This window comes from Streptomyces sp. NPDC060366 (assembly GCF_042725135.1).
Classification (GTDB): Bacteria; Actinomycetota; Actinomycetes; order Streptomycetales; family Streptomycetaceae; genus Streptomyces.
The window spans coordinates 15,519-37,862 of sequence record NZ_JBHXDC010000032.1 but is presented as its reverse complement, the minus strand read 5'-3'; the positions used below and the strand labels follow the sequence as shown (position 1 = coordinate 37,862).

General features: G+C 71.6%; 23 protein-coding genes and 1 pseudogene. 8 read left to right on the top strand and 16 right to left on the bottom strand.

Translation table 11 applies throughout. From position 1 onward, the window contains the following. Positions 1-39 precede the first annotated feature (39 nt). The 4 genes from ACFWHU_RS37210 to ACFWHU_RS37195 form a co-directional block, all read right to left on the bottom strand. Entirely contained in the window at positions 40-1,299 is a 1,260-nt protein-coding gene (locus ACFWHU_RS37210; protein WP_387230629.1) for a glycosyltransferase 87 family protein, read from the bottom strand. Beyond that, positions 1,296-2,729 carry a polyprenol phosphomannose-dependent alpha 1,6 mannosyltransferase MptB gene (gene mptB, locus ACFWHU_RS37205; protein ID WP_387230627.1) on the bottom strand — a complete coding sequence of 478 codons (1,434 nt, stop codon included), beginning with the start codon at positions 2,727-2,729 and terminating at the stop codon, positions 1,296-1,298. Before mptB ends, ACFWHU_RS37210 begins: the two co-directional genes overlap by 4 nt. Before the next feature lie 234 nt (positions 2,730-2,963). Further along, a complete protein-coding gene (locus tag ACFWHU_RS37200; RefSeq protein WP_387230625.1) occupies positions 2,964-3,956 on the bottom strand; it encodes an alpha/beta hydrolase in 993 nt (330 codons plus the stop codon). Positions 3,957-4,077: 121 nt separating this feature from the next. Continuing rightward, positions 4,078-4,395, bottom strand: coding sequence for a putative quinol monooxygenase (locus ACFWHU_RS37195; protein WP_385801163.1), 318 nt, complete (start codon positions 4,393-4,395; stop codon positions 4,078-4,080). A 144-nt stretch (positions 4,396-4,539) separates the two neighbouring features. Here ACFWHU_RS37195 and ACFWHU_RS37190 point away from each other — a divergent pair, with 144 nt between their 5' ends. Further along, positions 4,540-5,445 (top strand): AraC family transcriptional regulator N-terminal domain-containing protein, encoded by a 906-nt coding sequence (locus tag ACFWHU_RS37190; protein WP_387230623.1) that lies wholly within the window; start codon positions 4,540-4,542, stop codon positions 5,443-5,445. A 68-nt stretch (positions 5,446-5,513) separates the two neighbouring features. On the opposite strand, the gene ACFWHU_RS37185 is transcribed toward ACFWHU_RS37190, so the two are convergent. The 7 genes from ACFWHU_RS37185 to ACFWHU_RS37155 form a co-directional block, all read right to left on the bottom strand. Further along, complete coding sequence (locus ACFWHU_RS37185) at positions 5,514-6,263, bottom strand: SDR family oxidoreductase (protein WP_387230621.1); 750 nt, start codon at positions 6,261-6,263, stop codon at positions 5,514-5,516. Between the two features lie 295 nt (positions 6,264-6,558). Continuing rightward, on the bottom strand, positions 6,559-7,086 hold the full coding sequence (locus ACFWHU_RS37180; protein ID WP_387230619.1) for a hypothetical protein: 528 nt from the start codon (positions 7,084-7,086) through the stop codon (positions 6,559-6,561). A gap of 107 nt (positions 7,087-7,193) precedes the next feature. Further along, positions 7,194-7,478: a hypothetical protein gene (locus ACFWHU_RS37175; protein ID WP_387230617.1), complete on the bottom strand. Its 285-nt coding sequence runs from the start codon at positions 7,476-7,478 to the stop codon at positions 7,194-7,196. Positions 7,479-7,659: 181 nt separating this feature from the next. Continuing rightward, positions 7,660-7,809 (bottom strand): hypothetical protein, encoded by a 150-nt coding sequence (locus tag ACFWHU_RS37170; protein ID WP_387230615.1) that lies wholly within the window; start codon positions 7,807-7,809, stop codon positions 7,660-7,662. A 30-nt stretch (positions 7,810-7,839) separates the two neighbouring features. Then, entirely contained in the window at positions 7,840-8,238 is a 399-nt protein-coding gene (locus tag ACFWHU_RS37165) for an STAS domain-containing protein (protein ID WP_385801174.1), read from the bottom strand. Then, positions 8,235-9,356: a cobalamin-dependent protein gene (locus ACFWHU_RS37160; protein WP_387230613.1), complete on the bottom strand. Its 1,122-nt coding sequence runs from the start codon at positions 9,354-9,356 to the stop codon at positions 8,235-8,237. The genes ACFWHU_RS37165 and ACFWHU_RS37160 overlap by 4 nt, the downstream gene beginning before the upstream one ends. Continuing rightward, on the bottom strand, positions 9,353-11,005 hold the full coding sequence (locus ACFWHU_RS37155) for a PP2C family protein-serine/threonine phosphatase (protein WP_387230611.1): 1,653 nt from the start codon (positions 11,003-11,005) through the stop codon (positions 9,353-9,355). Before ACFWHU_RS37155 ends, ACFWHU_RS37160 begins: the two co-directional genes overlap by 4 nt. A gap of 458 nt (positions 11,006-11,463) precedes the next feature. Between ACFWHU_RS37155 and ACFWHU_RS37150 the strand changes: the two genes are divergently transcribed. The 3 genes from ACFWHU_RS37150 to ACFWHU_RS37140 all read left to right on the top strand — a co-directional run bounded on the left by ACFWHU_RS37150 (position 11,464) and on the right by ACFWHU_RS37140 (position 12,653). After that, the gene (locus ACFWHU_RS37150; protein WP_387230609.1) at positions 11,464-11,673 is read left to right on the top strand and encodes a hypothetical protein; all 210 of its coding nucleotides are present in this window, start codon (positions 11,464-11,466) and stop codon (positions 11,671-11,673) included. 193 nt (positions 11,674-11,866) lie between these two features. Next, entirely contained in the window at positions 11,867-12,181 is a 315-nt protein-coding gene (locus tag ACFWHU_RS37145; protein WP_385801183.1) for a glycosyltransferase, read from the top strand. Positions 12,182-12,356: 175 nt separating this feature from the next. Beyond that, entirely contained in the window at positions 12,357-12,653 is a 297-nt protein-coding gene (locus ACFWHU_RS37140) for a DUF4235 domain-containing protein (protein ID WP_385801185.1), read from the top strand. A gap of 91 nt (positions 12,654-12,744) precedes the next feature. Here ACFWHU_RS37140 and ACFWHU_RS37135 read toward each other — a convergent pair whose 3' ends face one another. The 3 genes from ACFWHU_RS37135 to ACFWHU_RS37125 all read right to left on the bottom strand — a co-directional run bounded on the left by ACFWHU_RS37135 (position 12,745) and on the right by ACFWHU_RS37125 (position 14,291). Beyond that, a complete protein-coding gene (locus ACFWHU_RS37135; protein WP_387230607.1) occupies positions 12,745-13,632 on the bottom strand; it encodes a septum formation family protein in 888 nt (295 codons plus the stop codon). A gap of 153 nt (positions 13,633-13,785) precedes the next feature. Beyond that, entirely contained in the window at positions 13,786-13,908 is a 123-nt protein-coding gene (locus ACFWHU_RS37130; protein ID WP_387230605.1) for a hypothetical protein, read from the bottom strand. 17 nt (positions 13,909-13,925) lie between these two features. Further along, the gene (locus ACFWHU_RS37125) at positions 13,926-14,291 is read right to left on the bottom strand and encodes a hypothetical protein (protein WP_387230603.1); all 366 of its coding nucleotides are present in this window, start codon (positions 14,289-14,291) and stop codon (positions 13,926-13,928) included. A 158-nt stretch (positions 14,292-14,449) separates the two neighbouring features. Here ACFWHU_RS37125 and ACFWHU_RS37120 point away from each other — a divergent pair, with 158 nt between their 5' ends. Beyond that, entirely contained in the window at positions 14,450-17,479 is a 3,030-nt protein-coding gene (locus tag ACFWHU_RS37120; protein WP_387230601.1) for a BTAD domain-containing putative transcriptional regulator, read from the top strand. Between the two features lie 56 nt (positions 17,480-17,535). On the opposite strand, the pseudogene ACFWHU_RS37115 reads toward ACFWHU_RS37120, so the two are convergent. Next, positions 17,536-17,898: pseudogene (locus tag ACFWHU_RS37115) on the bottom strand (LuxR C-terminal-related transcriptional regulator); the annotation flags it as partial. Positions 17,899-18,346: 448 nt separating this feature from the next. Here ACFWHU_RS37115 and ACFWHU_RS37110 point away from each other — a divergent pair. Beyond that, positions 18,347-18,883 (top strand): hypothetical protein, encoded by a 537-nt coding sequence (locus ACFWHU_RS37110; RefSeq protein WP_387230599.1) that lies wholly within the window; start codon positions 18,347-18,349, stop codon positions 18,881-18,883. 462 nt (positions 18,884-19,345) lie between these two features. Beyond that, positions 19,346-19,690 carry a trypsin-like serine protease gene (locus ACFWHU_RS37105; protein ID WP_385801200.1) on the top strand — a complete coding sequence of 115 codons (345 nt, stop codon included), beginning with the start codon at positions 19,346-19,348 and terminating at the stop codon, positions 19,688-19,690. 50 nt (positions 19,691-19,740) lie between these two features. Here the strand turns inward: ACFWHU_RS37105 and ACFWHU_RS37100 are convergent, their stop codons facing one another. Continuing rightward, positions 19,741-20,553 (bottom strand): uracil-DNA glycosylase family protein, encoded by an 813-nt coding sequence (locus ACFWHU_RS37100; RefSeq protein ID WP_385801202.1) that lies wholly within the window; start codon positions 20,551-20,553, stop codon positions 19,741-19,743. A 131-nt stretch (positions 20,554-20,684) separates the two neighbouring features. Here ACFWHU_RS37100 and ACFWHU_RS37095 point away from each other — a divergent pair, with 131 nt between their 5' ends. Then, on the top strand, positions 20,685-22,322 hold the full coding sequence (locus tag ACFWHU_RS37095) for an amidohydrolase family protein (protein ID WP_387230596.1): 1,638 nt from the start codon (positions 20,685-20,687) through the stop codon (positions 22,320-22,322). Positions 22,323-22,344: the final 22 nt, after the last annotated feature.

Here is a 22,344-nt window from a genome sequence, read left to right as displayed (position 1 = left end):
TCCCCGGGGCGAGCGCCGCGGTCCTCGGACTCCGCATCGTCACGGTACGGCTGCCGCTGCTCCCCGGGGCTCCGGTGCCGGCCCTACCGGTCCGCCGCGAAGTCCTCCGAACTCCGGGTCCGGCCGCCTGAGCGGGAGCGCCAGGAGCAGTGCGAGCGACGTCCAGACGAACATGTTGCTCCCGACGAAGCCGTCGGCGCCGCCCGCGTCGTACCGCCACAGCCATACGACGTAGCTGCACAGGATCACGTACACCACGGCCGCCACGGCGGGCGGACGGAAGCCGCGCGGCGGTTCGAGCGCCCGGTCGGCGAGGACGGCGAGCGCCGGGAGCAGCCAGACGAGGTGGTGCACCCAGGTGACCGGGCTGACGAGACACCCGGCGGCGCCGGTCAGCGCGATCCCGCCGCGCACATCACCCACCGCCCGTGCCCTGCCGACCCGCAACACCCAGACGCCGGCGACGGCGACGACGCCGCAGACCCACCACAGCCGGCCGGGTTCCGCCGGTGCGGCGAGCCGGGCGAGGACACCCTGCCAGGACTGGTTGGAGACGTAACTCAGATCGCCGATGCGGCCCGTGTCCCACAGAGCCGACGTCCAGTACGCGTACGAGGCACCCGGTGCCGCCCACACGGCGAACAGCGTCGCGCCCACGGCGACGGCGGCGGCCGTGCCGCCGGCACGGTGGCGGCGGGTGACGAAGAGATAGCCGATGAAGATCGCGGGGGTGAGCTTGACCGCCGCGGCGAGCCCGATACCGATGCCCGCCCACCGGCTGCCGGTGACCAGCAGACGGGCGTCGGTGAGAACGAGAGCCAGCAGGAGAAGGTTGACCTGGCCGAAACTGATGCTGTCGTAGACCGGCTCCAGCAGGGCGAGCAGGCACAGGATCAGGACGTACGAGGTCCACCGGTCCAGACCGTGACGGCGGATCACCGGTCCGGCGAGCCGGCGCAGGATCAGGGCCAGGGCGCCGAGGTTCGCCACGACGCCCGCGGTGACCGCGAGGGGCCAGGTGAACAGCGACAGCGGCAGCACACACAGGGCGGCGAACGGCGGGTAGGTGAACCCGTACACCTGGCCGGGCACCCGGTAGTCGTAGAGCCCCGCACCCCGCACCCCGCCCGGGGCACCGGTCCAGTGACGCACCGCGTCGTAGTAGACCCACAGGTCGAACCAGTCGCGGTGGTAGGGGACGGTCGCGACGAACACCGTCACACCCGCGCACAGCACGCCCAGGAGCAGACGCCCGCGCCGCGGCCCGGACCACCACCGCCTCGCGCCCCGCCCCGTCATACCGCCCTCCCCGGTTCCCCCGCGGCCGGTGTCATTTCCGTGTCCGACATCTCGCGCGCCCACCAGAGCACGACCACCGCGAACAGCCCGCCGCACACCGCGAGCGTCAACTGGAGGCCGTCCGCGGCGAGTCCGCTCGGCAGCTGGGCCAGCGCGAGCACCCCGCTGGCAACGGCCACCACCCGGCGCGCCGGCCCCGGCGGGGCCGCCGCCGCCAGCGGGAACAGTCCCCACAGCACGTACCAGGGGCGGATCGCCGGACCCAGGACGGCGACCGCGATCAGGCTGAGACCCAGCGCGTACACGGGGCTGTGCCGGGGCCGCCGCAGCCACACCAGCAGCACGGCCACGGCCGTCGCCGCCACGCCCACCGCCCGCCAGGCGTCCAGCGCGAACGGCGCCAGGTCACTGCCCGCCCCGCGCAGCACCGACGCGGTCATCCGGCCGAGGAGAGAGGTGAGAGCCCAGTTGTGCCGGGACACCGGGGTGTTGAGGGCACCGATCCAGCCGTAGCCGGTGCCCGTGACCGCGGTCACCACGGCGGTCGTGGTGAGCGCGGCGGCGGCGACCGCGCACCCCGCTCTGAGCCACCGGTACCGGCCGCTGAGCCCGCCGGCCCAGAACACGGCGACCGCCAGCAGCCCCAGCGCGGCAGGCGCCTTGACCAGCGCGGCCAGAGTCATCAGGACCGCGCCCAGCACGGGAAAGCGGCCCCGCGCGGCCACCAGCGCCACGCCGAGCAGACCCAGCATCACGGCGTCGTTGTGCGCGCCGGCCACCAGATGCAGCAGGAGCAGCGGATTGAGCGCCCCCAGCCACAGCGCGGCACCCGGCGCGGTGGAACCGTGCCGGGCCAGCAGCACCAGCGACAGCACCATCAGACCCACGCCGCACAGCGCGACCAGCCGCATCCCGAGCACCCCGGCCGAGAGCTCCGCCCCCGAGGCACGCGCGATCAGCGAGGCGAACGACAGGAACAGCGGACCGTACGGGGTCGGCGTGTCCTGCCAGAGGGGCGCGACCTGCGCGGCGAGCGGACCGCCGAGCCGGTCGGGACCATGGGCGTACACATCGATCCGGGCGTCCACCATCGCACCCTGCGCCAGATAGCTGTACACGTCCCGGCTGAACAGCGGCGGTGCGGCCACCAGCGGTGCGGCCCACACCACGAGCGTGAGCACCATGCTGCGCGTACCGGGCGGCCGCGGTCCGCGCACCGCACGCCCCAGCCAGGCCCAGGCCGCGACGAGCAGCACGAGCCCGAAGTAGGCGCCGAAGAGTCCCGCCGCGGCCGCTCCCGACGACGGTGCCAGGGCCTCACCGACCGGCAGGGCACCGGCCACCGCACCGCCGGCGGCCACGGCCGCGGAACCGGTGAGCCCCAGTAGCCGGCATTTGCGTATATGCGATTCGTCGCCCGGGGTCAGCACCCAGGGAGCGTGACTGCGGCCGGTGGCGGGAAGGGAACGCGCGGTGCGCCGGAGGAAGTCCGGAACGTGTCGGGCACGGCGGCGCAGATCCCGGCGGTACGCCGAGGGGCCCCTCCCGCCACCGCCCCTCGCCGCGGCCCCTCAGCCACGGCCCCTTCCGGCACCGGCTCTCCCGCCACGGCCCCTTTGTGTGCCGCGCGATCCGAGCCGACGGGCTGTCGGACCCGTACGTCCTCAGGAGTGGGCTTCCTCCCCGGCCCCGCCGGCGGGAGCCGGGGCCAGGACCCGGGTGAGCCAGCCGGTGCGGGTGCGGCGGGCCGCGGCCGAGACGCGTGCCCGCGGGTACAGCGAGTCCAGTCCGTGGAAGCCGCCCGCCCAGATGTGCAGTTCGGCCTGGCCGCCGGCCGCCCAGATCCTGGTGGCGTAGGCGACGACCTCGTCGCGGAAGACCTCGGCCGAGCCCGCGTCGACGTAGGCGGTCGGCAGGTTCGACACGTCACCGGCCACCGCCGGTGAGACATGGCCGGGCACCTGCCCGTCCCCGGTGGTGCCGAGGACCGACCGCCAGCCGAATTCGTTCATCTCGCGGGTCCAGACGCCGGGCTCGCCGGAGTACTGCCGGCTGGAGACGGTGACGTTGCGGTGGTCGAGCATGGGGCAGATCAGCATCTGCGCGGCGACGGCCGGGGTCCCGAGGTCGCGGGCCAGCAGCGCGACACCGGCGGCGAGACCGCCGCCGGCGCTCGTACCCGCGACGACGATCCGGGCGGGATCGATGCCCAGTTCGGCCGCGTGCCCGGCGGTCCAGAGCAGTCCTTGGTAGCAGTCGTCGACCAGGGCCGTGCCGGTGGCCTCCGGCGCGAGCCGGTAGTCCACGGTGACCACGACCACGCCGAGCTCCTCCAGCCACTCCAGCGGGATGTCGATCTGCGAGAAGCGGTCACCCATGACCATCCCGCCGCCGTGCATCCAGTAGACGCACGGTGCCCCGGCCGGACTCCGGGTCCCGGCGGGGCTGAAGACCGACAGCGCGATCGGCGTGCCGTCCGATCCGGGCACGGTGACCTCGCGCCGGTCGACCGCACGGCCGGCGAGCAGAGGCTCGACGGGCATCGAGGAGAACGGGCGGATCCGCGCGAGCGCCTCGGCGTCGAGTTCCGACCCCAGCTCCATATCGGCGAGCAGCGTGCGCAGTTCGGGATCGAGGCCGGGCCGGGGCACAGACATGATGGAGACCTTTCGTCGGACGATGCGTGGTCAGGAAGAGGGAGGAGGAGAGGGAGAGGGGGGAGGGGGCCCGGCCGCCGTGCGGGGAAGCCGGGCGCGGAACGGGAAAGGACCGGCCGGCTCAGAAGGCCGCTTTCCCGCCGACCGGGACGTAGTCGGTGTACGAGGGCTCCCCGGCCAGCAGCCCGCCCGTCCGCGCGACGATGGCCCGCGCGGCCTCGCCGGCGAAGGCCCGGTGGTGGTCCTCCTCGCTCGTCCACCCCTCGGTGACATGGACGACGGCGGGATCGGACGCGGAGCGGGAGACGAGGTAGACGACGCAGTGCTCGCTCGCGCCGGGGCTTCCCTCGTCCAGTCCGGTCAGCAGCAGGTCGACCAGCTGATCACCCATCCCCGGCCTGGCGGTCAGGACGGCGTTGAATCCGTAAGTGGCGTTCACGACTACCTTCTTCTTCAGATGTGGACTTCGGTGATCCCATTCAACCTCTGTGACCTGCGAAGACGGTAGAACGATGCTCTCGGGTACTTGCACGATCCTCTCCAGCGAAAGACCAGCTGCCGGGTTGTGTGCTGCAATCAGGTCATGTATCCCGACGAGTTCCGCACACTCCTCGACCGGCACGCCCGGCCCGACTGGACCACCGCCGTCGACGGCGTACTCATCTCCAAGGTCGACCGGCCCGACCCGCCGGCCCCCTCGATGTCCGGCACGGTGCTGGCGGTCATCGCCCAGGGCGCCAAACGGCTCGCCCTGGGCGACAAGGTGTACGAGTACGGCGCCGGCCAGTACCTGGTCGCGTCGGTCGACCTGCCCGTCACCGGAGAGTTCACCCGGATCGAGCCCGGCCGGCCTGCCCTGGGATTCGGCCTCGCACTCGAACCCTCCGCCGTCGCCGGACTCCTGCTGGAAGCCGGCCCCGGAGACACTCCCCGTACCGGCGGCGCCGCACCGCCGGGCATCACGGTCAGCGACACCCCGCCCCCGCTCCTGGACGCGGTGATCCGCATGCTCCGCCTGCTGGACGAACCCCGGGACCGCGCCGTGCTGGCGCCCCTGATCAAACGCGAGATCCTGTGGCGCCTGATCACCGGCGACCAGGGCGCGGCCGTCCGCCAGTTCGGACTCGCCGACAGCAGCCTCAGCCACGTCTCCCGTGCCGTGCGCTGGATCCGCGAGCACTACGCGCAGCCCTTCCGCGTCGAAGACGTGGCACACCTCTGCGGGATGAGCGTCTCCGCCTTCTACCGCAACTTCCAGGCGGTGACCGCGATGAGCCCCATCCAGTTCCAGAAGCAGATCCGGCTCCAGGAGGCCCGGCTGCTCCTCACGACCCGCCCGGGCGACATCACCGGAGTCGGCCGGCACGTCGGCTACGACAACCCGTCACAGTTCAGCCGCGAATACCGCCGCCAGTTCGGCACGCCCCCCAGCCAGGACGCCGCCCGCCTCCGCACCACGGCGCGCACCCCCGCGGCCGCCCTCCCCTGACGTAACGAGCCGTCAGGCGCGCACCGGCGTGATGGCAGCACGGCGCCACCACGCCCGTTGCCGGCCGGTCACTTCGCCTGAGCGAGCTGGACCGCGTCGGGACCGGCCGGGAACCGCAGCTGGCCGGTCGTGTCGTGCACGGCCCGCCACACCGTCTCGGCGACGTCGCTCTCCTTGGTGAACAGGTCCTGACCCGTGAAGTCGCCCATGGCCTTCTGCGCCCACGAGGCGTAGGCAGCCGGGACCAGCTCCTCCAGCGAGGCGCCGTGCATCGCACCGGCCGCGAAGTTCGTCGTCAGACAGGCACCCGGCTCGACAGCCTTCGCCCGCACACCGAACGGCGCGAGCTCCAGCGCGAGCGAGGCGGTGAATCCCTCGATGGCCATCTTGCTCGCCTTGTAGACGGCCGAGAGCGGCATGTGGCCCAGCACCACGCTGGAGGTCACGTTGACCACGACGCCGGAGCCGCGCTCGCGGAACCGGGGCAGTACCGCCTGCGTCGTCGCCATCACGCCGAAGGTGTTGGTCTCGAAGACGTCCCGCACCCGGTCCATGGGCGTGCCCTCGAACACACCGATCGACGGGACGCCCGCGTTGTTGACCAGTACGTCGATGGGCCCGGCCGCCCCGAAGACGGCGGCGATGCTCTCCGCCCTGGTGACGTCGAGTTCCACGACGCGCAGCCGGTCCGACTCGGGCAGGACGCCCGTACGCGGGGTGCGCATCGTGGCGATGACGTTCCACCCCTGCGAGTGAAAGTGAAGGGCGGTCTCACGCCCGTATCCGGATGAAGTACCGGTGATCAGAATCGTCTTCATGGTGTGATCCTCAGGGACGGCGGGAACGTGGGCGGGGTGACACTTTCCCGCTCCACAGAAGAACTCGTAATCCCATTGAACCGCTCTGACCTGCGGTGACAGTAGAACTATTCTCCCTTCCCCTTGCACAATCCTCTGCGCTCAGCCCGGCGCGTCCATCAGGGCGGTGACACAGGCGTCCAGCCGCTCCTCCACCAATCGGGCCGTCAGCTCCGCCCTGTCCGCCTCCCGTTCGGCGGGCCGCAGCGCGTGGATCGCCACCCCGCCTCCAGGTGCCGGCTCACCCGGGTCAGTGTCAGCGGGACGCTGCCCGCCCGGTTCCACGGCTGTACGGGGCGGACAGCAGGGACCAGTTGGCCACGGTGCAATCGGCACCCATCGCCTGACGCTCGCGCCCTGCCGCCGCCGTGTCGTCGGCGGGTGTGTGTTCGTCTTGGACCGTGGCCGCGCTGAGGAGGTACAGCAGGTGTCCGTGCGCGGCACCGGCGTTCCCGCTTTCCAGCGCGCCGGTGGTGAAGGTGCGCTGTTCGTCGCGCCACACCAGGTCCGAGCTGTCGACCGAGGACCGCACCAACTGCGCCCAGTAGGGCTCGTCGTGGGCGCCCGTACGCTGGCGCATGTGCCGCGCGGCGAACCGCGCCATGGTTCCCTCGTCGCCGATCAGCGGGGAGAGCACCTGGTCGGAGGAGAAGTCGAAGCCGAAGAAGAGACGGCGGCCGTCGAGGACCAGCGATTCGATCCCGCCGACCGCCCCGGTTCGGCCGGGCAGCCCGGCGCTCAGGTCAACTGCCCCGTTCACCGCCGGTGTTGCGCCGACTGCCATGGCCGCCCCCTCGTGGTCACACTGCCGCACTGTCTATCGCATCCCGCCGGACAGCCGCCACCCGGACAGCCGCTACCCGGACAGGCGGCGGCCGGCCCGGCGGCCCGCTACGCCGAGGCCCCGACCTCGCCGGCTGTGACCTGGGGAGGGTTGGGCAGGCGCGAGGCGAGGTTGTCCCGTACGAAGTGCGATGCCCGCACGGTGGATTCCTCGGCGCCGGCCCGGTCATGGAAGACGCTGGTCGAGACGAACACCCCGTCACCGGCGTCGACCCAGTAGAAGGCCACGAAGCCGGGGATCTGCCGTACGAGCGGCACGAACCCCTCTTTCACGAGGCGTGCCACCTCGGGCGGATCGCTCACGCCTTCATACCGCCGCACTACTGCGTACATGGCTGATCTCCTCGCGGGCTCCGGGGTCCGTCCTGTGCCCAGATGCCGTACCCCCGCGCCGGCCACGCCGCTCACGAGGTGCCCCGCAATCACCGGAAGGGGCCGCCCGGCGCTGATCCGGATGGCGGCTCCGGCGCCCGCCGCCCGCACACCGCCCGCCCGCACAGGGCGTGGTGCGTTGCTACCGGTCAGGGCCGAGTGAGGCCCGGTGATCGCGGCCGTCACCGCCGCTCACGACCGGCCGGTCGGCTTCGCCGAGCAGGCAGCGCCGCTCGGCCTGAGTGCCGGTCAGGCCGGCCGCCTCGCGGTACGGCGCCGTCGCTCCGGCCATCTCATCCGGGCCGGCGGCCGGACGGCCGGCTCAGGAGTGTTCGCCTCCGGGTACGTCCTGCTGTTCCCCGGCGACGGCGCTCCCGGCGCCGGCCGGCGGATCGGTCAGGTGGCCCAGGGTGCCGGTCAGCCGCAGGACGCGGTCCAGGGAGGCGGGGCGCCCGTCGAGATGCAGCCGCACCCCGGCCGTACTGGTGGCCCGGTGGACCGCCAGCAGGATGGCCAGGCCCATGGAGTCGCAGGTGACCAGCCGGGAGCAGTCCAGGCGTAGATGGCGCGTGCCGGTGTGGCGGGACAGCTGCCCGAGGGTCTCGTCCAGGAGCTGCTGGGAGCTGTCGTAGTCGAGGTCGCCCTCGATGCCCACGCACACGGTGTGCTCATCGCTCAGCGAGACGCTCAGCAGCAGGCCGGCGGGCGGAATCGTCGTCATCGGAGCACTCCTGATCCGGATCGTGCGGCGCGAACGGCGGAGTCGTTCAGCGCCTGTCGGGCGTGGTTGATCAAACGGCCGGCCCGGGGGAACTCCTTCAGTTCCGTCCCGAGGACGTCCAGGGCGGGCGTCAGGAAGGCCGCGGGGACGCCGCGCGCGGTGAGGATGCCCGCCGTCCAGGTGAGGAAGCGGGTGAACAGCTCCTCGCAGTCCGTGTAGAGCGCGACGACGAGGAAGTCGACGATGTGGCCGAGGTCCTCCGCGGTGTGCGGGCGCCGGCGGTCGCCGGAGGACCGCACGGCGGGCAGAGGGTCCTCCAGCCCGGCGAGAGCGGCCCTGACGAGGCGGCTGCTGTCCCGCCGCACCATCGTGTACTCCTGATCCACCAGATGGGGCAGGTCATCGACGGGCTGACGGCCGGTGAGCGGCGGTTCCAGGGGGCCTCTCGCCAGCAGATCGGCCGCGGCGCGGCCGTCCGGCGCCCATGCGTCGGCACCCAGCAGCCGCGCGTAGCGGCCGTCGTCACCGAAGGCGGCGCCGCCCACCAGCACGGGGACGCCCACCGCCTGGCAGGAAGTGAGGGCGGCGTGCGCGGCGGGCAGCCGGGTCGCCAGAGAACCGGACAGGGCGACGGCGTCCGGGCCCGTACGGTGCACATGGCCGATCAGGTGCGCGGTGGACACCTGCGCACCGAGGTGGTCGACGTGCCAGCCGCGCAGCCGCAGCACCTCGGCGAGCAGCCGGGCGGGAAGCGCGTGCCACTCGCCGTCCACACAGGCGACGGTGATACGTCCGGCCCGGCCCGCGGCCGGAGTGCGGCGCGCCGCGAGGGCGGCGATCACCCGGTCGTTGACGGCCGTCGCCGCGTGCTCCCTCGCCACGCTCATCCGGTTCGCGGCCCACTCCTCGCCCACCCTGCGCTGGACGGTGCCTATGACGTCGAGCAGGAGGGACTCGCCGTCGGCTCCCTCGTCATGGGCGCCGAGGACGACGCCGTACGCCGCGTACTCGTCGCCGCACGACACCGCCTCCCACAACTTCTCGGCGGCGTGGCGGAGTTCGGCCTCCCCGAACGGGTCCGGGCGGTCCGGTGCGGAATGTGCCGGGGACGTACTCATGCGGTGAACCTGCCCGGTCCCCGTCCGCCTACCGCGCTGAGGTGGTTGTTGCGCGGGGCGGTGATCGCGACCACGGCCATGTCGTCGTGCCGTCCACCGCGGACCCACTGGGAGGCCAGCATCTGGATGTGCTCCACCACCGCCGAGGCCGGCATCCCGGCACACCGGGACAGAGCGCCGTGCAGGCGCTCGTCGCCAAACAGATCGCCGCCGAGCGGGCCGCCCTTGGCCTCGGTGATGCCGTCCGTGAACAGCACACAGGTCTCACCGGGCGCGAGACTGGCCTCCACCGTGACGGCCGTCGCCTCGGGCAGCGCGCCCACCAGGGTGCCGCGGGTGCGCACCTCCTCGACGTGTCCGTCACCGCGCACGATCAGCGGGGCCGGATGGCCGGCACTGGTCAGCCGCAGCCGCACGCTGCCTGCGTGCCGTACGGCCGAGGCCAGGACGAGCGTCGCGAAACGGGTGTGGTGCGAGTTGAGCAGCGCGCCGTTGAGCAGACTGAGCACCCGCTGGTGGTCGTCGGCCATCGGGAGCAGCGCGTGGAGCGTGTTGCGGATCTTGCCGGTGAGTACGGCGGCCTCCAGACCCTTGCCGCACACGTCACCGAGGATGACGAGGGACTCCTGGCCCTCCGCGTCGGCGGGCGCGGGGTGGACGTCGTAGAAGTCACCGCCGACACGTTCGCTCTCGGCCGCGGGCCGGTAGGCACCGGCGAACTCCACACCGGACACGTCGTGCAGCACCGGCGGCAGCAGTTCACGCATCAGCGTCTCGGTGATCGAACTCTGCTCCGCGTACAGCCTTGCCGCGGAGAGCGCGGCCCCCGCGCGGGCCGCGAACAGCCGGGCGAAGACCTCCTCGTTCTCGGTGAACGGCGCCTCGCCCGCCCTCCGGAGCAGCACCAGCGCGCCGGCGGGCACGCCATGACCGGGCAGAGGGGTCACCACTATCGAGCCGACCGTGCCGAAGTCCTCGGGAACCATCCAGTCGGGCGCGGCGGCGGGATCGATCCAGCGTGAGGGCACCGGCGGGAAGCCCTGGAGAGCCTCGGCCAGGCCGGGGACGAGGTCGGGCCCGGCACCGACCTGCCGGCGCACCGGCTCACCGCCGCGCGTGCACGAGACCACCGCCAGCCCGCGGCCGGCCGGCGGTTCGATCACCAGGGCGGCTCCGGCGAGATGCCCGGCGGCGAGCCTGGCGGTCGTCGCCGTACAGCGGTCCAGATTGAGCGACGACAGAAGCGCGTTCGACGCATCCCCCAGAAAAGCGGTCCGTTCGCGCTCCATGCGCAGCGCCGTGCGGGCCAGCAGATGATCGGTGTCGTCCACCAGCCACCACATGACCTCACCGGTCTCCTCACAGGTGGGGTGCGCCTCGAAACTGCGCTCGCCGATCTGACCGCGGACGGCGGGGCCGGCGGAGGACCCCGTCCCGGCGGATCCCCCGCCCGCGGGGCTCCCGGCCGGGACGCGGGACAGGTCCCGGTGCGCGGTGGCCAGCCACTCGGGCACCGCGCGGGTCACCCTCACCCCGGGCCGTGCGCGCGGGAGCAGGGCCGAGGCGGTGTCGTTGACAAAGCGCACGACGCCGCGCGCGTCCGCGACGAGCACCGGATACGGCGCCACACGGAGAACGGATCTCTTCATGCCACCACCTGTATCGGTCGGTTGTTCCGCGGAAGTCGCCACACTCGTGAGGTCCGCTGTGCGGCCCCCTCACCCCTTTCCTTTTCGCCGTCCCATCTCGACATCAGAGCGGCTGCCCCCTGAGAACCGTCCCGCACCTCCGACCTTGACGGCAAACATCAACAAATCACTGCGAAAGCGGCACAAAACGGCAAATCAGCCTCCTGTCCGGGACGCCCCCGGCGGGGGCCGCCCGGCGGGGGCCGCCCGGCCCCCGCCGCCGAGGAACCGACGTTCGCCGACTCCGCCGTGCCGCACGTGCTCCCCGCCCGGCGCGAACACCCCGCCCCCCCGACGCCGCACCGACCTCCTGGAGCGGTGACACGACGGACGCCACACGCACCCGCAGCCACCGCGTGAAGAGAGACCGCCGGGGCAGACGGGGCATGCGGTGCCCGCGAACGCCGCGGGCGCGTGTCATGGCACTGCTGCACAGCGGGTTCTGCGAGATCGACGAGACCACCCTCGACGACGTCGTCCTCGCCGACGCGCTGCTCGTCACCTCCGAACCGGTCACCAACGCGCCGCGGCACGGCGCCGGTATCACGGACTTCGCCGCCGAACTGGCCCGCGACGGACCGCGGATCACGGTGGCCGATGCCGGTCAGCGTCACACGCCATCCCGGTGAACACACCGCCGGCGGATACGGCCGGCTGCCCGTCCGCCGGCCGAGAGGCTCGCCGTCACGGTGACGGGCCCGGGCAAAAGGATCGAAGCGCTCCTGAGGCTCTCCTGAGCCGGCGGGCGGTGCCCGGCGCCGCCGGACGATCTGTCATCCTGCGCCCTGACACACCATCAACTCCCGAGGGGGACACACAGGCATGCGCAGAACCCGTCTCACCACTGCCGTTCTGGCCACCGCGCTCGGCCTCGCCGGCGCACTCGCCACCGGCCCGGTCGCCGGCGCCGCGGCCCGGGCCGGATGCCAGTACAAGGTGGTCTGGCCGACGGCCGGGGTCTACGAGACACCGCACCCCACCAGTGCCGTGGTGAAGACCAAGTACGCCGGTGACATCGTCGGCGCCTCGACCTGCGAGGGCGCCACTTACGACGAGTGGAGCTACGTACTGGTCGCCACCGACGCCGCGGCCGACGGCCGCGGCTGGATACGCGCCGAGGCCGTCGTCTACGTCTGACAGCTGTGACGCGGGGCCCGGTGCGGACAGACACTCCCCGGCCGGGCCCCGCGCCGCCCGGCAGCGGTGGCGGGCGCGAGGTCCCGTCCCGGTGTGGAGGTGCCGTCGCAGGGCACCCGTGAGGTGCCCCACGAGCCCGCAGGCAGGGGGCCCGGCACCAGAGAGGGAGACACCGGTGAAGAAGAAACAGAAGCTGCCACTCGCCTACAAGCCCGTCGGATTCGCCCTCGGATGGGTGGGCGGAACCCTGGCCGGGCTCGCCTTCCGGAAGACGTGGAAGGTGATCCGTCACGAGGACGACGCACCCGACGCCCTGGACCGCGACCGCGGATGGGGCGAGGTGCTGTTCGCCGCCGCCGTACAGGGCGCCATCTTCGCCGTGGTACGCAGCGCCGTGGACCGGTCGGGCGCCAAGGCCATCGAACGGGCCACCGGCACCTGGCCGGCCCCGGCCAGGGGCGGCCGCGACTGACGCCACCCGCCACCCCGCCGTCCCCGCCGCGACAGCGAAGACGCGGGGCCGGGGCCCTGCCGGGACACGGCCCCGCCGATCCGACGGAGCGTCAGCCCGCCCAGACCTCGGCCTCGTCGGCCGGAACAGTGGTGGCCAGGCCCAGTTCCTTGCGGGCGGCGACCGACTTGCCCGGGTCGATACCGGTGAACGCCGAGTCGTAGCTGATGTAGAACGCGTCGGCGTCGGAGGCGTTCGCGGCCTTCTTCCAGTTCCCCGCCGCCTTCGTCAGCGTCGCGCGCAGCTTGCCGACCTCGGCGCCCTCGATGCCGTCCAGAGCCTTGACGTGCACGTCGAGCGCGGCCGCGACGGCCTTGGCCTGCGCCTGGTAGCCGGCGAGGTCGTCCTCCACCATGTCCTTCTCGGACTGATTCGCCCACAGGGCCTCGTATACCGCGTTCGAACCCTCGAGGTACGTGCTCTGCTCGGGCTTCAGGGACTTCGCGGTGTCCAGCGAGCCCCTGAACGGACCCTTCTCCGCGGTGTAGGTGCAGCTCACCGCGCGGTCACCCGTCGCCCAGCTCTCCAGGGTCGGCGTGTAGTAGAAGAGAGCGACGCCCTGGGGGAGCGCCCAGGTGTCCGGGGAGTACTTCTGCGCCTCGACCGGGCACCGGTCGTCCGCGATCGCCGCGACCCCGTCGTCGCCCGGGTACTCCTTGCCCTTGTCGATCGCGAACTCACCCACGACCTGGCCCTCGTGCGCCTCGTCGCAGGGCACGATCTCGACGGAGTACGCCGTCCCCTCGGCCTTGCCGGTCGGGTTGTAGCAGTCGCCGATGTCCAGCGAGAACACCGAGCGCTGACGGGCCACCTTCTTCGCGCCGTCCTTGGCACTGTCGACGGCATCGGAGACGTCCGAGCATCCCACCGCACCGAGCGCGAGCAGGGCAACAACGGCCGATATGCCGCGAAGAGAACGATACGGGGCACAGAGTGTCATGACGTGTACATCCTCTTATGTAATATTTATGAGGGTGCATCATATGCCATCCCCGCGACCCAGCCGCACGAAAGCCCCCACCACACCACAAAATCCCAGACTCCCGACGAGCCACCAGGGTTGCACCCGAACAACGGCCCAGACAGCGGGCCCCTACGCCCAGTTGACGCCGAACTCCCGCAGCGCGCCCAACTGCTCCTGGGTCAGCTTGTCGCACCTCGACCTGGTGTTGCTGCGTCGCGGCCGCGCCGACGGCTGCCTCGCGAGCCGGGACACGCCACGCACCATGCGAATCACCAGCCGTCGCAGTAGTTCACGTCGTCGAGGGTCATGTCCAATGCGGTGAAGTTGCCGCCGTAGACCCAGCCGTCCTGGAGCGTTCCGTAGTGCATGGTGGCGTACCAGATGTTTCCCGCGCTGTTCGCGTACCAGCAACTCACCGCCACAGCCCCGCTGATGTAGGAGCCACCGCAGGTGCTCGCGGGCCCGCTCCGCAGTGGCGTGCTGCTCTTCACGCTTCCCTGGTACCCGTAGAACCCGTCCACGGGGGGCGGCGCCGGGCAGGCGGAGGCCACCGCGTTGGACTGGGCAGGGGCGATGAGTAGCGCTCCGACGGCCGATACGGAGACCAGAGCCGCTTGGACGATGCGTCTTGCCATGTCTTCCCCCTCGGTGAATGCGTCACCTGTACTGGCCGCTCACTGTGTCGCGACGGGTATCAGGAAATCTTCGGAAAAGCTTGAATACGCCTTGAAGCACTGGTCGGTGGCGCTCAGGGTGGCGTGGGGACGGGTGAGGGCACGACAAAGGGGGTGTGATGGGCACGCTCTTCGGGGTCCTGGGGAGCATCGAGGTACGACGCGACGGGATCCCGGTCGACGTCGGGCACCCGATGCAACAGCGCGTACTGGCGGCGCTGCTCGCCGACGCGGACCACACCGTGCCGATTGATGCGCTCGTGGACCGGGTATGGGGGGACGCCGAACCGTGGCACGGCCGCCGGAAACTGTACGGCTACATCTCCCGGCTGCGCACCGTACTGGCCGGTGACGGCACGACCATCGCACGTGAGCGCAGCGGTGGCTATCGGCTCACGGCCGATCCCTTGCTGGTGGACATGCACCGATTCCGGGACCTGTCCGACCGGGCCCGATGGGCGACCGCGGACGAGCAGGGGGAGGCGCTGTGGCGGGAGGCGCTGGGGCTGTGGCGGGGCAGTGCGTTCGCCGGAGCGGACACAGCGTGGTTCAACGCGCAGCGTCAGCTCCTCGACACCGAGCGGTTGGCCGCCCAACTGGAGCTGGTCGACGTCCGATTACGCCTGGCACAGCACCATCGGATGGTGAGCGAACTGGTGGCCCGGGCCGAGGCGCATCCGCTCGACGAGCGGGTGATCGGGCAGTTGGTCCTCACCCTGTGCCGGTGCGGGCGGCAGGCGGAGGCATTGCAGGAGTACGAGCGCGCCCGGCGGCGGCTCGCCGACGAACTGGGGGTCGACCCCGGCGCGGCGTTGAGGCGGCTGTACGGGCGGATCCTGGCCGGAGATCCGGATCTGTCCGGCGACCCCGATCCGGCCGCCGCCCGCGCCGACGTGCCGTCCGCCGACGAAGAAGCGGAAGACGACAGCGGCGCTGCCGTGAATCCCGTGACGGGCCGACAACTCGTCCCCCGACTCCTGCCGGCGGACCTCTTCCTGTTCGTCGGCCGCCAGACCGAGGTGGACGAGGCCTGCCAGCTTCTCGACGCGGACGGCCGGGGCCCGCTCACCCTGCTGGTCACCGGCCCCGCCGGGGTGGGCAAGACGGCCTTCGCCGTACGCACGGGCCACCGGCTCGCCTCCCGATTCCCGGACGGTCAGCTGCATGCGGACCTGCGCGGCTTCGGCAACGATCCGGCCGATCCGTTCACGGTCCTGGGCACCTTCCTCCGCGCGCTCGGCGTCCGCGGCGGGACGGTGCCCGCGGAACTGACCGGACGCATCCACCTCTACCGCTCCCTGCTCGCCCAACGGCAGGTACTCGTCGTCCTGGACAACGCCGCCGGGCCCCAGCAGGTGCGCGACCTGCTGCCGAGCGGCGTGGAGTGCTCAGCCATCGTCACCAGCCGCACGATGATGGCGGAGCTGGACTGCCGTCGCCTCGCCCTGGATGTGCTGGACCCCGCGACCGGGCTCGCCCTGCTGCGCGAGATGCTGGGCCCCAACCGGACCGACGCGGAGCCCGACTCGGCCCGCTCCATCGTGCAGACCTGTGGTGGCCTTCCGCTCGCGGTGTGGGTGGCCGGCGCGCGACTGGCCGCACGACCGCACTGGCCCCTGGCCAATGTGGCCCGCGCCCTCGCCCACGAGGAGCGTAAACTTGATGAGCTCGCCGTCGGCCACATCGCCGTACGGGCCAGCCTCGAACTCACCTATCAGGGGATGACCGCGCAGACCCAGCACGCGCTGCAAATGCTCGCCCTGCTGCCCGGCCCCGACTTCGCCACCTGGGCGCTGGCCGCGCTGCTGGATGCGGACGTGTCCGACGCGGAGGCCGTCGTCGATGACCTGGTCGAGGTGCACCTGGTGCAGATCGGCTCGGTCGGCGCCACCGGAATTCGCTATCGCCTGCACGACTTGGTAAAGCTGTTCGGCCGGGAGCGTGCGGATCGTGCCGTCCATCACCCGGACCGTACGGCCGCACTCACCCGGCTGCTCGGGGCCAGCCTCCACCTCGCAGACCTCGCCGCGGACACCCTCAGCGTCGACTTCCAGGGCATCTCGCAGACGGATCCGGCCTCCTGGCGGGTCTCCCCGGCCGACGCCGGTCGCCTGCTCACCGACCCGCTGGTCTGGTTCACCGAGGAGCGCCAGTTCCTCATCGAAGTGGCGGAGCAGGCGCTGGACAGGACGCAAGCCGCACCCGCCGCCGCAGGACTGGCCACTGCCCTCACGACCCTGTTCCAGGTCGGCGGCCACTTCGACGACTGGGAGCGGCTGCAGAACCGGGCCCTCAAGACGGCGTTGAGCAACGACGACCGGCACAGCGCCGCGAAACTCCACCGCTGCCTCGGCGAACTCACCACCATCCTCGACCGGTATCCGGAAGCGCTGAACCACTTCGAACAGGCGCTGCAACTCGCCGAAGGCCAGGGGCCGACCTACCTGGCGGGGGCCACCGCGGGGTTGGCGTACGTGCACCGGCTTCTCGGCCAGTACTCCTCGGCCGTGCTTCACTTCGAGAAGGCCGCCGAGCTGGCCAGGCAGGCGGGCAACGTCAACTGTCTCGTCTACGCCACCAACGGGCTCGGCGTCATCGACCTCGAACAAGGCCGTGTCGAGGACGCCGTGGAGCGGTTCACGGAGTGCCTGCGCGAAAGCCGGGCCGCGGGCTACCGGCCGGGGGAGGCCCAGGCCCTGCGCTGCCTGGGCCAGAGCCACCGCGAACGCGGCGCCTACCCGGCCGCCGCCGACGCCTACCGGCAGGCCCACGCGATCAGCGCGGACCTCGGCGACCGCCTCACCGCCACTCACGCCGCTTGCTGGCTCGGAGACGTCCTGGTCCGCCAGGGCGAGCATCACAAAGGGCGCCGTCTGCTCGCACAGAGTCTGTGGACATACCGGGAGTTCGGCAACCTCTGGGGCGAGGCAGCCACGCTGTACGCCCTCGCCGAGGCGCAACTCGCGGCCGGCCGGCCGGCGCTCGCCCGCAGACGCGCCGAAGCCGCTGTCAGGATCTGGCGACAGATCGGCTCCCACACCTGGCTCGCCGTCGCCCTCGACACCCTGGCCACCGCGCACACCCAGGCCGGCGACCACCCGGCCGCGACCCGGGCCCGCGACGAGGCAGCGGAGCTGCGGAATCCCTGAGAGCTTGTTTCCGATCCTGGGCTGCCCTGGTCCTCTGGCCGAACGGGACACCGACTCGCGGCCGCCACCGCCACAGCCCGCTCCCTCACATCCAACTTGTCGTAGATGTGTGTCAGATGCTTCTTGACCGCCGCCTCGCTGATGAACAGCACACGAGCGATCTCCCGGTTCGACGCGCCGCGCGCCACATGCTCCACCACCTGCAACTCCCGCGCGGAGAGCACGTCGTCGACAGACGGCGCGGCGGGGCCGCGCACCGCCGTGACCAGGCGAGACGACCGCCGGGGACAACACGGCGGCCCTCCGCCGCCGCCCTGACCGCCGCGAAACAGCTCATCGCGGAGCGCGTCCTTCAGCAGGTACCCGTCTCCCCGGCCTCGATCGCGGGAGGTGTCGGAGCCGGTGTCGTAGGTGGGAGCGCCGAGGCAGCGGCTCAACGCGTACGGACCGACGGAGACGACGACGCCGAGGCAGCCGTGCGTCTCTGATGTGCCCTGCCGCGGGCCGGGGGAGAGGTCTCGGGGAAGGTCTACGGATGAGAGGGCCGGATCTGTGCGGCGCCGAGTCCGGGGCGGAGCTGCTGCCCCACACCCCCCTCTCGCCGCCGATACCCGCACCGCTTCCCGCTGCCGTCCCCCGTCCGGGCCTCCCCAGTCCCTCTCAAGAGGGCCTGCCTGGACGGGGACTTCGGCACCTGTGCCTGTATGGGCAGCCCCGACCCCGCAGACCTGGCGGATCCGCTCACCGGCATGACGAGGCCGTGCAGCGCGTATCCCGCCGGGACGCCGAGCAGCCCGCCGATCACGCCGGTCGCGCTTACCGAGGCGAGCACGAGGCTCAGGGTCTGGCGTGGCCACGGTGATCAGCATGAGGGTGAGCAGCACCGCCATCGCGCCCATGATGAGGATGACACCGTCCTGCCCCGACTCGGAGCCGGTCGTGGCCTCGCCCCCCAGCGGCTGTACAACCCCACCGCCGGGCGTGGGCGCGCGTACGACGGTGCCGCGCACCGGCGGGCCACGATGCCCGAGCAGCTGCTCGCGCATCTGGGCCGCCGCCCCTGAGCGCGGCGACCAGGAGCCGGAAGCCGAACACGGGGAGACGGTCGACCTGTCGGCACTGCGGGCCCTGAAGAAGTCGCGCACGGACGTGGAAGCGCTGGGGTTCGCCGACGAGCAGCTGCGCCGCCTCCAGGGCGCCTACACGCGGGCAGGCGACCAGTCGCGCGAGAGGACGGCCCGTCACGCCGACCGTCAGGACGACGACGCACCACAGCTGTTGCGCGAGAACGACGGCCACCAGGCGCACCGTCCCCGGCAGCCGGGCCCGCACGTGGGCCGGCAGCCGGCCGCTGAGCGCGCCCGCTGCGGTGCACTCGACCCCTTGTCCGGGTGTGCCGCGTAGCCGCGCACTGCCACGTTTCCCCTGGACCGGCCTCGCTACCGGGGGCCGTCAGACCGCAGACAAGGGGTATTTCTGCACGCTGCTGCCTTCGGATCAACGCCCCGGCCGGGGCAGCGAGGGAGACCAGACGATGACGACCATTCGTACGGGCAGGCCCCTTCGGCCCCCACTTCGGATGCCACTGGGGAACCCCCTTTGGTGCCCGGCACCCCGAAGCAGGGAAAAGCCCCAGGTCAGAGCGGGTGCGGATTTCGGACCGTCACAACCCTCTTGTCTCCTACTGATGTCAGTACAGGAGGAGATCATCGGGTCCGGGGGCCCGACGCACTTCCAGGCACGGCGCGGTCCGCGGTCGACCGGTCGCCGGCGCGAGCGACGACGAAGGGACAGAGCTCATGACGGGGAAGCGGATAACCAACTCGGCCGGGGTCGACGAACAACTTCCGCGGCGATGTGCTGCGTGTGCTCGGAGCGCTGAAGGTCGCCACGACTGATCAGATCCAGCGGATCGGCGCCCCGCACCTGAGCTTCCGGCACGCCGACAAGCAACCGCCGTCGAAGGAGAAGCAGGCCCGCACCGCCTCACACACCGGCGCGAGGGAAATCGTCAGCGGGCTCATCCGCACCACCCTCTGCTGCGAGCCCGGCGACAGCGGCGCCCCGGTGTTCGCCCTCACCGGGGACGGCACGACAGGGCTGGCAGTCGGGGTGCTCTCAGGCGGCTCCGGCAACTGCACCTCCGGCGGCACCTCCTTCGTCCAGCCGATCAACGAGCTCCTCACCGCCTACGGCACCGTCCTCACCTGATTTCAACCCCACCCGGCCCGCCCGGCACACGGGCGGGCCGGGTGAGTGCTTCAGAAGGGTCTTTCGTCTTCGGGGATCCGGACCTCGATCGTGGCGCGTTTCTCTTGGGAGTTGGCTCCCTTGCGTGCGGCCCACGGTTCGTCGGAGCGCATCCAGGACGGCAGCCCGGCCGGCAGGTCGGCCTCCGGGATCACGGCCAGGTCGGAGGAGGTGAGGGCTTCGCCGTACAGGTCCAGGGGGCGTTGGACGTCCGGAGTGACGTCGGCGCTCAGAGCGGTCAAGGCGCTGTTCCAGTTGGTCGTGAGGCGTCGCATGGCGGCTTTGAAATCGGTACCGGACGCCGCCGCGCTGTCAGGGAAGGTGGGATGCAGGATGTGCGCGTACGCCCCGTCGTAGGGGGCGCTGTGGGGGTCACTGCGCCAGGTGTGGAAGCAGGTGTTCGCCAGTCCGCCCAGGGAGATGACCGCTTCGATCTCGTTGTGGGTGACCAGGGTGTCGAGCCATCGGTGGCGGTAGCGCGCGATGTCGCGGTCCTTGGCGTGGGCGTTTCCGGCTTGCTGACCGTAGACGCTGTACAGGTAGGTGTTGATCAGCACATAGCTGGTGTCGATACCGAGCTTGTGGAGAAAGCCCTGGAAGCGACGGCCGGCGGTGCCGACCAGGATGCGGCGGGTGATGGCTTCATGGCCGGCGGGGTCCTGGCCGATGACCAGGACGCGCGCCGAGCCGTCGAGCCGGCCGCGGTGGAAGATCGGGCCCCACTCCACTCGGAATTCCCTGGGCGGATAGGTCTCCGGTCCCGGGTAGTCGCCGACCAGGGCGGCATACGGGGCGTGGGCGTAGCCGGGGTCGAATGCGTGCACGCGGGCCTCCTGGTCCATACGAGGGATCGATAATGACTCAAAGTAATCCTGTGTGACTTTACGTCATTTTGGCTGTTAGGTGGCGGCACCGGTCAAACGCCTCTGCGGAGGTCGGGCGAGAGGATGCCTGCATGCCGCCTGGAACCGACGGCCCGACGACGCACCGCTTCGCACTGCGCGGCCGCGTCGTCACCCTTGACGACAACGACACGGTGCTCGACGACGGCGTCGTCTACGTCGGCGACCGGGTCATGGATGCGGTACTCCCCGCCGAGGCACCGGCTCCGCCGGGCTTCGAACAGGTGACTCCGGTCGTCACCGGCGGCACCGTGTATCCCGGGCTGATCGAGCTCCACAACCATCTGCCCTACGACGTCCTGCCGTTGTGGAACGTGCCGAAGAGGTACGGCAACCGCTCGCAGTGGGGTGGCAGCAGGAATCCGGCCTATCGCACCCTGGTCACCGGACCGATGCGGGTGCTCGGAGAAGACCCGGAACTGATGCCCGCCGTGGTGCGCTACGTCGAGGCCAAGGCGCTGATCAACGGAACCACGACCACCCAGGGCATCGCCCTGTTCAGCAACGCCGGGGCGCGCCGTATGTACCGCGGAATCGTCCGCAACGTGGAGGCGACCGACGATCCCGACCTGCCCGAGGCCAGCTCCCGGATCGCCGATGTGGAGGCGGAGGACGCCGAGAAGTTCCTGGCGCGCCTCAAACAGCCGCACCGGCTGCTGCTCCATCTGGCCGAAGGCACGGACAGGGCGGCCCGGGAACATTTCCTCGCCCTCAAGATCAAGGCAGGCCGGTGGGCGATCACCGAGAACCTCGTCGGCATTCACTGCGCCGGGCTCGCGGCCGAGGACTTCCAGGTCCTGGCCGACCACGGCGCCTCGATGGTGTGGTCACCGCTGTCGAACCTGCTGCTGTACGGGGGGACCGCCGACATCGCCGCTGCCCGCCGGGCCGGTGTGCTCATGGGGCTGGGTTCGGACTGGTCGGTCTCCGGCAGCAAGGGGCTCCTGGGTGAGCTCAAAGCCGCCCGGCTGGCCGCCGATGTCGGCGAAGTGGACCTCACTGACCGCGATTTGGTGGCCATGGCCACCCGGGACGCGGCCCGGATCCTACGCTGGGAACGCGCCGTGGGTTCCCTGCGGCCCGGACTGCGCGCGGATCTGTTGATCACCGCCGGCACGGCCGACGACCCCTACACGGCACTCGTCCAAGCCGGGGACACCGACATCCGGTTGGTCGTCATCGACGGCATCGCCCGCTACGGACTCCGCGACCTGGTCAGGGCGTTGGCCTCCGACGAAGAACTGGAAAAGGTGTCGGCGACCGGTGCGGGCGGCCGGGTCGTCAACCTCCACGACGCGGCCGGCGATCCCCTGGTCGCCGGCCTGACGCTGGCCGAGGCCGCCGATCGGCTGACCACCGCCCTGGCCGACCTGCCCGCGCTCGCCGCCCGCCCCCTGCGGCCGGCACCGCTGACCGGGGCGTTCGCAGGGGGCGTGCGCTGGCAGCTGGCACTGGATGAACTGGCCCCCACCGGGGCCGAGTTGCGCCCACGGCTGGCCCTGTCGGCCGCCGGGCGAACACACCCCACAGGGCCAGAACTGGGGCCGGTGACGGCAGCGGTCGGCGCTCTCACACCCCTCACGCTCGACGGCCTCACCGCCGGCGCCGACAACTCCTTCGGAGCGGTCCTGGCCCAGGAAATAAACCTGCCCGCCAACTACGGCGCCCGGCTCGCCCAGCTACTGACCTGACCTTGTCATCCGGTGCGGACGC

What these genes read in the sequence shown, in the direction of transcription:
- ACFWHU_RS37165 (WP_385801174.1), bottom strand. Translation starts at nt 8,238, where the DNA reads ATGACGACGATTCCGCCCGCCGGCCTGCTGCTGAGCGTCTCGCTGAGC.
- ACFWHU_RS37210 (WP_387230629.1), bottom strand. Translation starts at nt 1,299, where the DNA reads ATGACGGGGCGGGGCGCGAGGCGGTGGTGGTCCGGGCCGCGGCGCGGG.
- ACFWHU_RS37200 (WP_387230625.1), bottom strand. Translation starts at nt 3,956, where the DNA reads ATGTCTGTGCCCCGGCCCGGCCTCGATCCCGAACTGCGCACGCTGCTC.
- ACFWHU_RS37125 (WP_387230603.1), bottom strand. Translation starts at nt 14,291, where the DNA reads ATGGCAAGACGCATCGTCCAAGCGGCTCTGGTCTCCGTATCGGCCGTC.
- ACFWHU_RS37095 (WP_387230596.1), top strand. Translation starts at nt 20,685, where the DNA reads ATGCCGCCTGGAACCGACGGCCCGACGACGCACCGCTTCGCACTGCGC.
- ACFWHU_RS37170 (WP_387230615.1), bottom strand. Translation starts at nt 7,809, where the DNA reads ATGGCCGGAGCGACGGCGCCGTACCGCGAGGCGGCCGGCCTGACCGGC.
- ACFWHU_RS37150 (WP_387230609.1), top strand. Translation starts at nt 11,464, where the DNA reads ATGGCACTGCTGCACAGCGGGTTCTGCGAGATCGACGAGACCACCCTC.
- ACFWHU_RS37190 (WP_387230623.1), top strand. Translation starts at nt 4,540, where the DNA reads ATGTATCCCGACGAGTTCCGCACACTCCTCGACCGGCACGCCCGGCCC.
- ACFWHU_RS37175 (WP_387230617.1), bottom strand. Translation starts at nt 7,478, where the DNA reads ATGTACGCAGTAGTGCGGCGGTATGAAGGCGTGAGCGATCCGCCCGAG.
- ACFWHU_RS37180 (WP_387230619.1), bottom strand. Translation starts at nt 7,086, where the DNA reads ATGGCAGTCGGCGCAACACCGGCGGTGAACGGGGCAGTTGACCTGAGC.
- ACFWHU_RS37120 (WP_387230601.1), top strand. Translation starts at nt 14,450, where the DNA reads ATGGGCACGCTCTTCGGGGTCCTGGGGAGCATCGAGGTACGACGCGAC.
- ACFWHU_RS37110 (WP_387230599.1), top strand. Translation starts at nt 18,347, where the DNA reads ATGAGGGTGAGCAGCACCGCCATCGCGCCCATGATGAGGATGACACCG.
- ACFWHU_RS37145 (WP_385801183.1), top strand. Translation starts at nt 11,867, where the DNA reads ATGCGCAGAACCCGTCTCACCACTGCCGTTCTGGCCACCGCGCTCGGC.
- ACFWHU_RS37160 (WP_387230613.1), bottom strand. Translation starts at nt 9,356, where the DNA reads ATGAGTACGTCCCCGGCACATTCCGCACCGGACCGCCCGGACCCGTTC.
- ACFWHU_RS37155 (WP_387230611.1), bottom strand. Translation starts at nt 11,005, where the DNA reads ATGAAGAGATCCGTTCTCCGTGTGGCGCCGTATCCGGTGCTCGTCGCG.
- ACFWHU_RS37135 (WP_387230607.1), bottom strand. Translation starts at nt 13,632, where the DNA reads ATGACACTCTGTGCCCCGTATCGTTCTCTTCGCGGCATATCGGCCGTT.
- ACFWHU_RS37185 (WP_387230621.1), bottom strand. Translation starts at nt 6,263, where the DNA reads ATGAAGACGATTCTGATCACCGGTACTTCATCCGGATACGGGCGTGAG.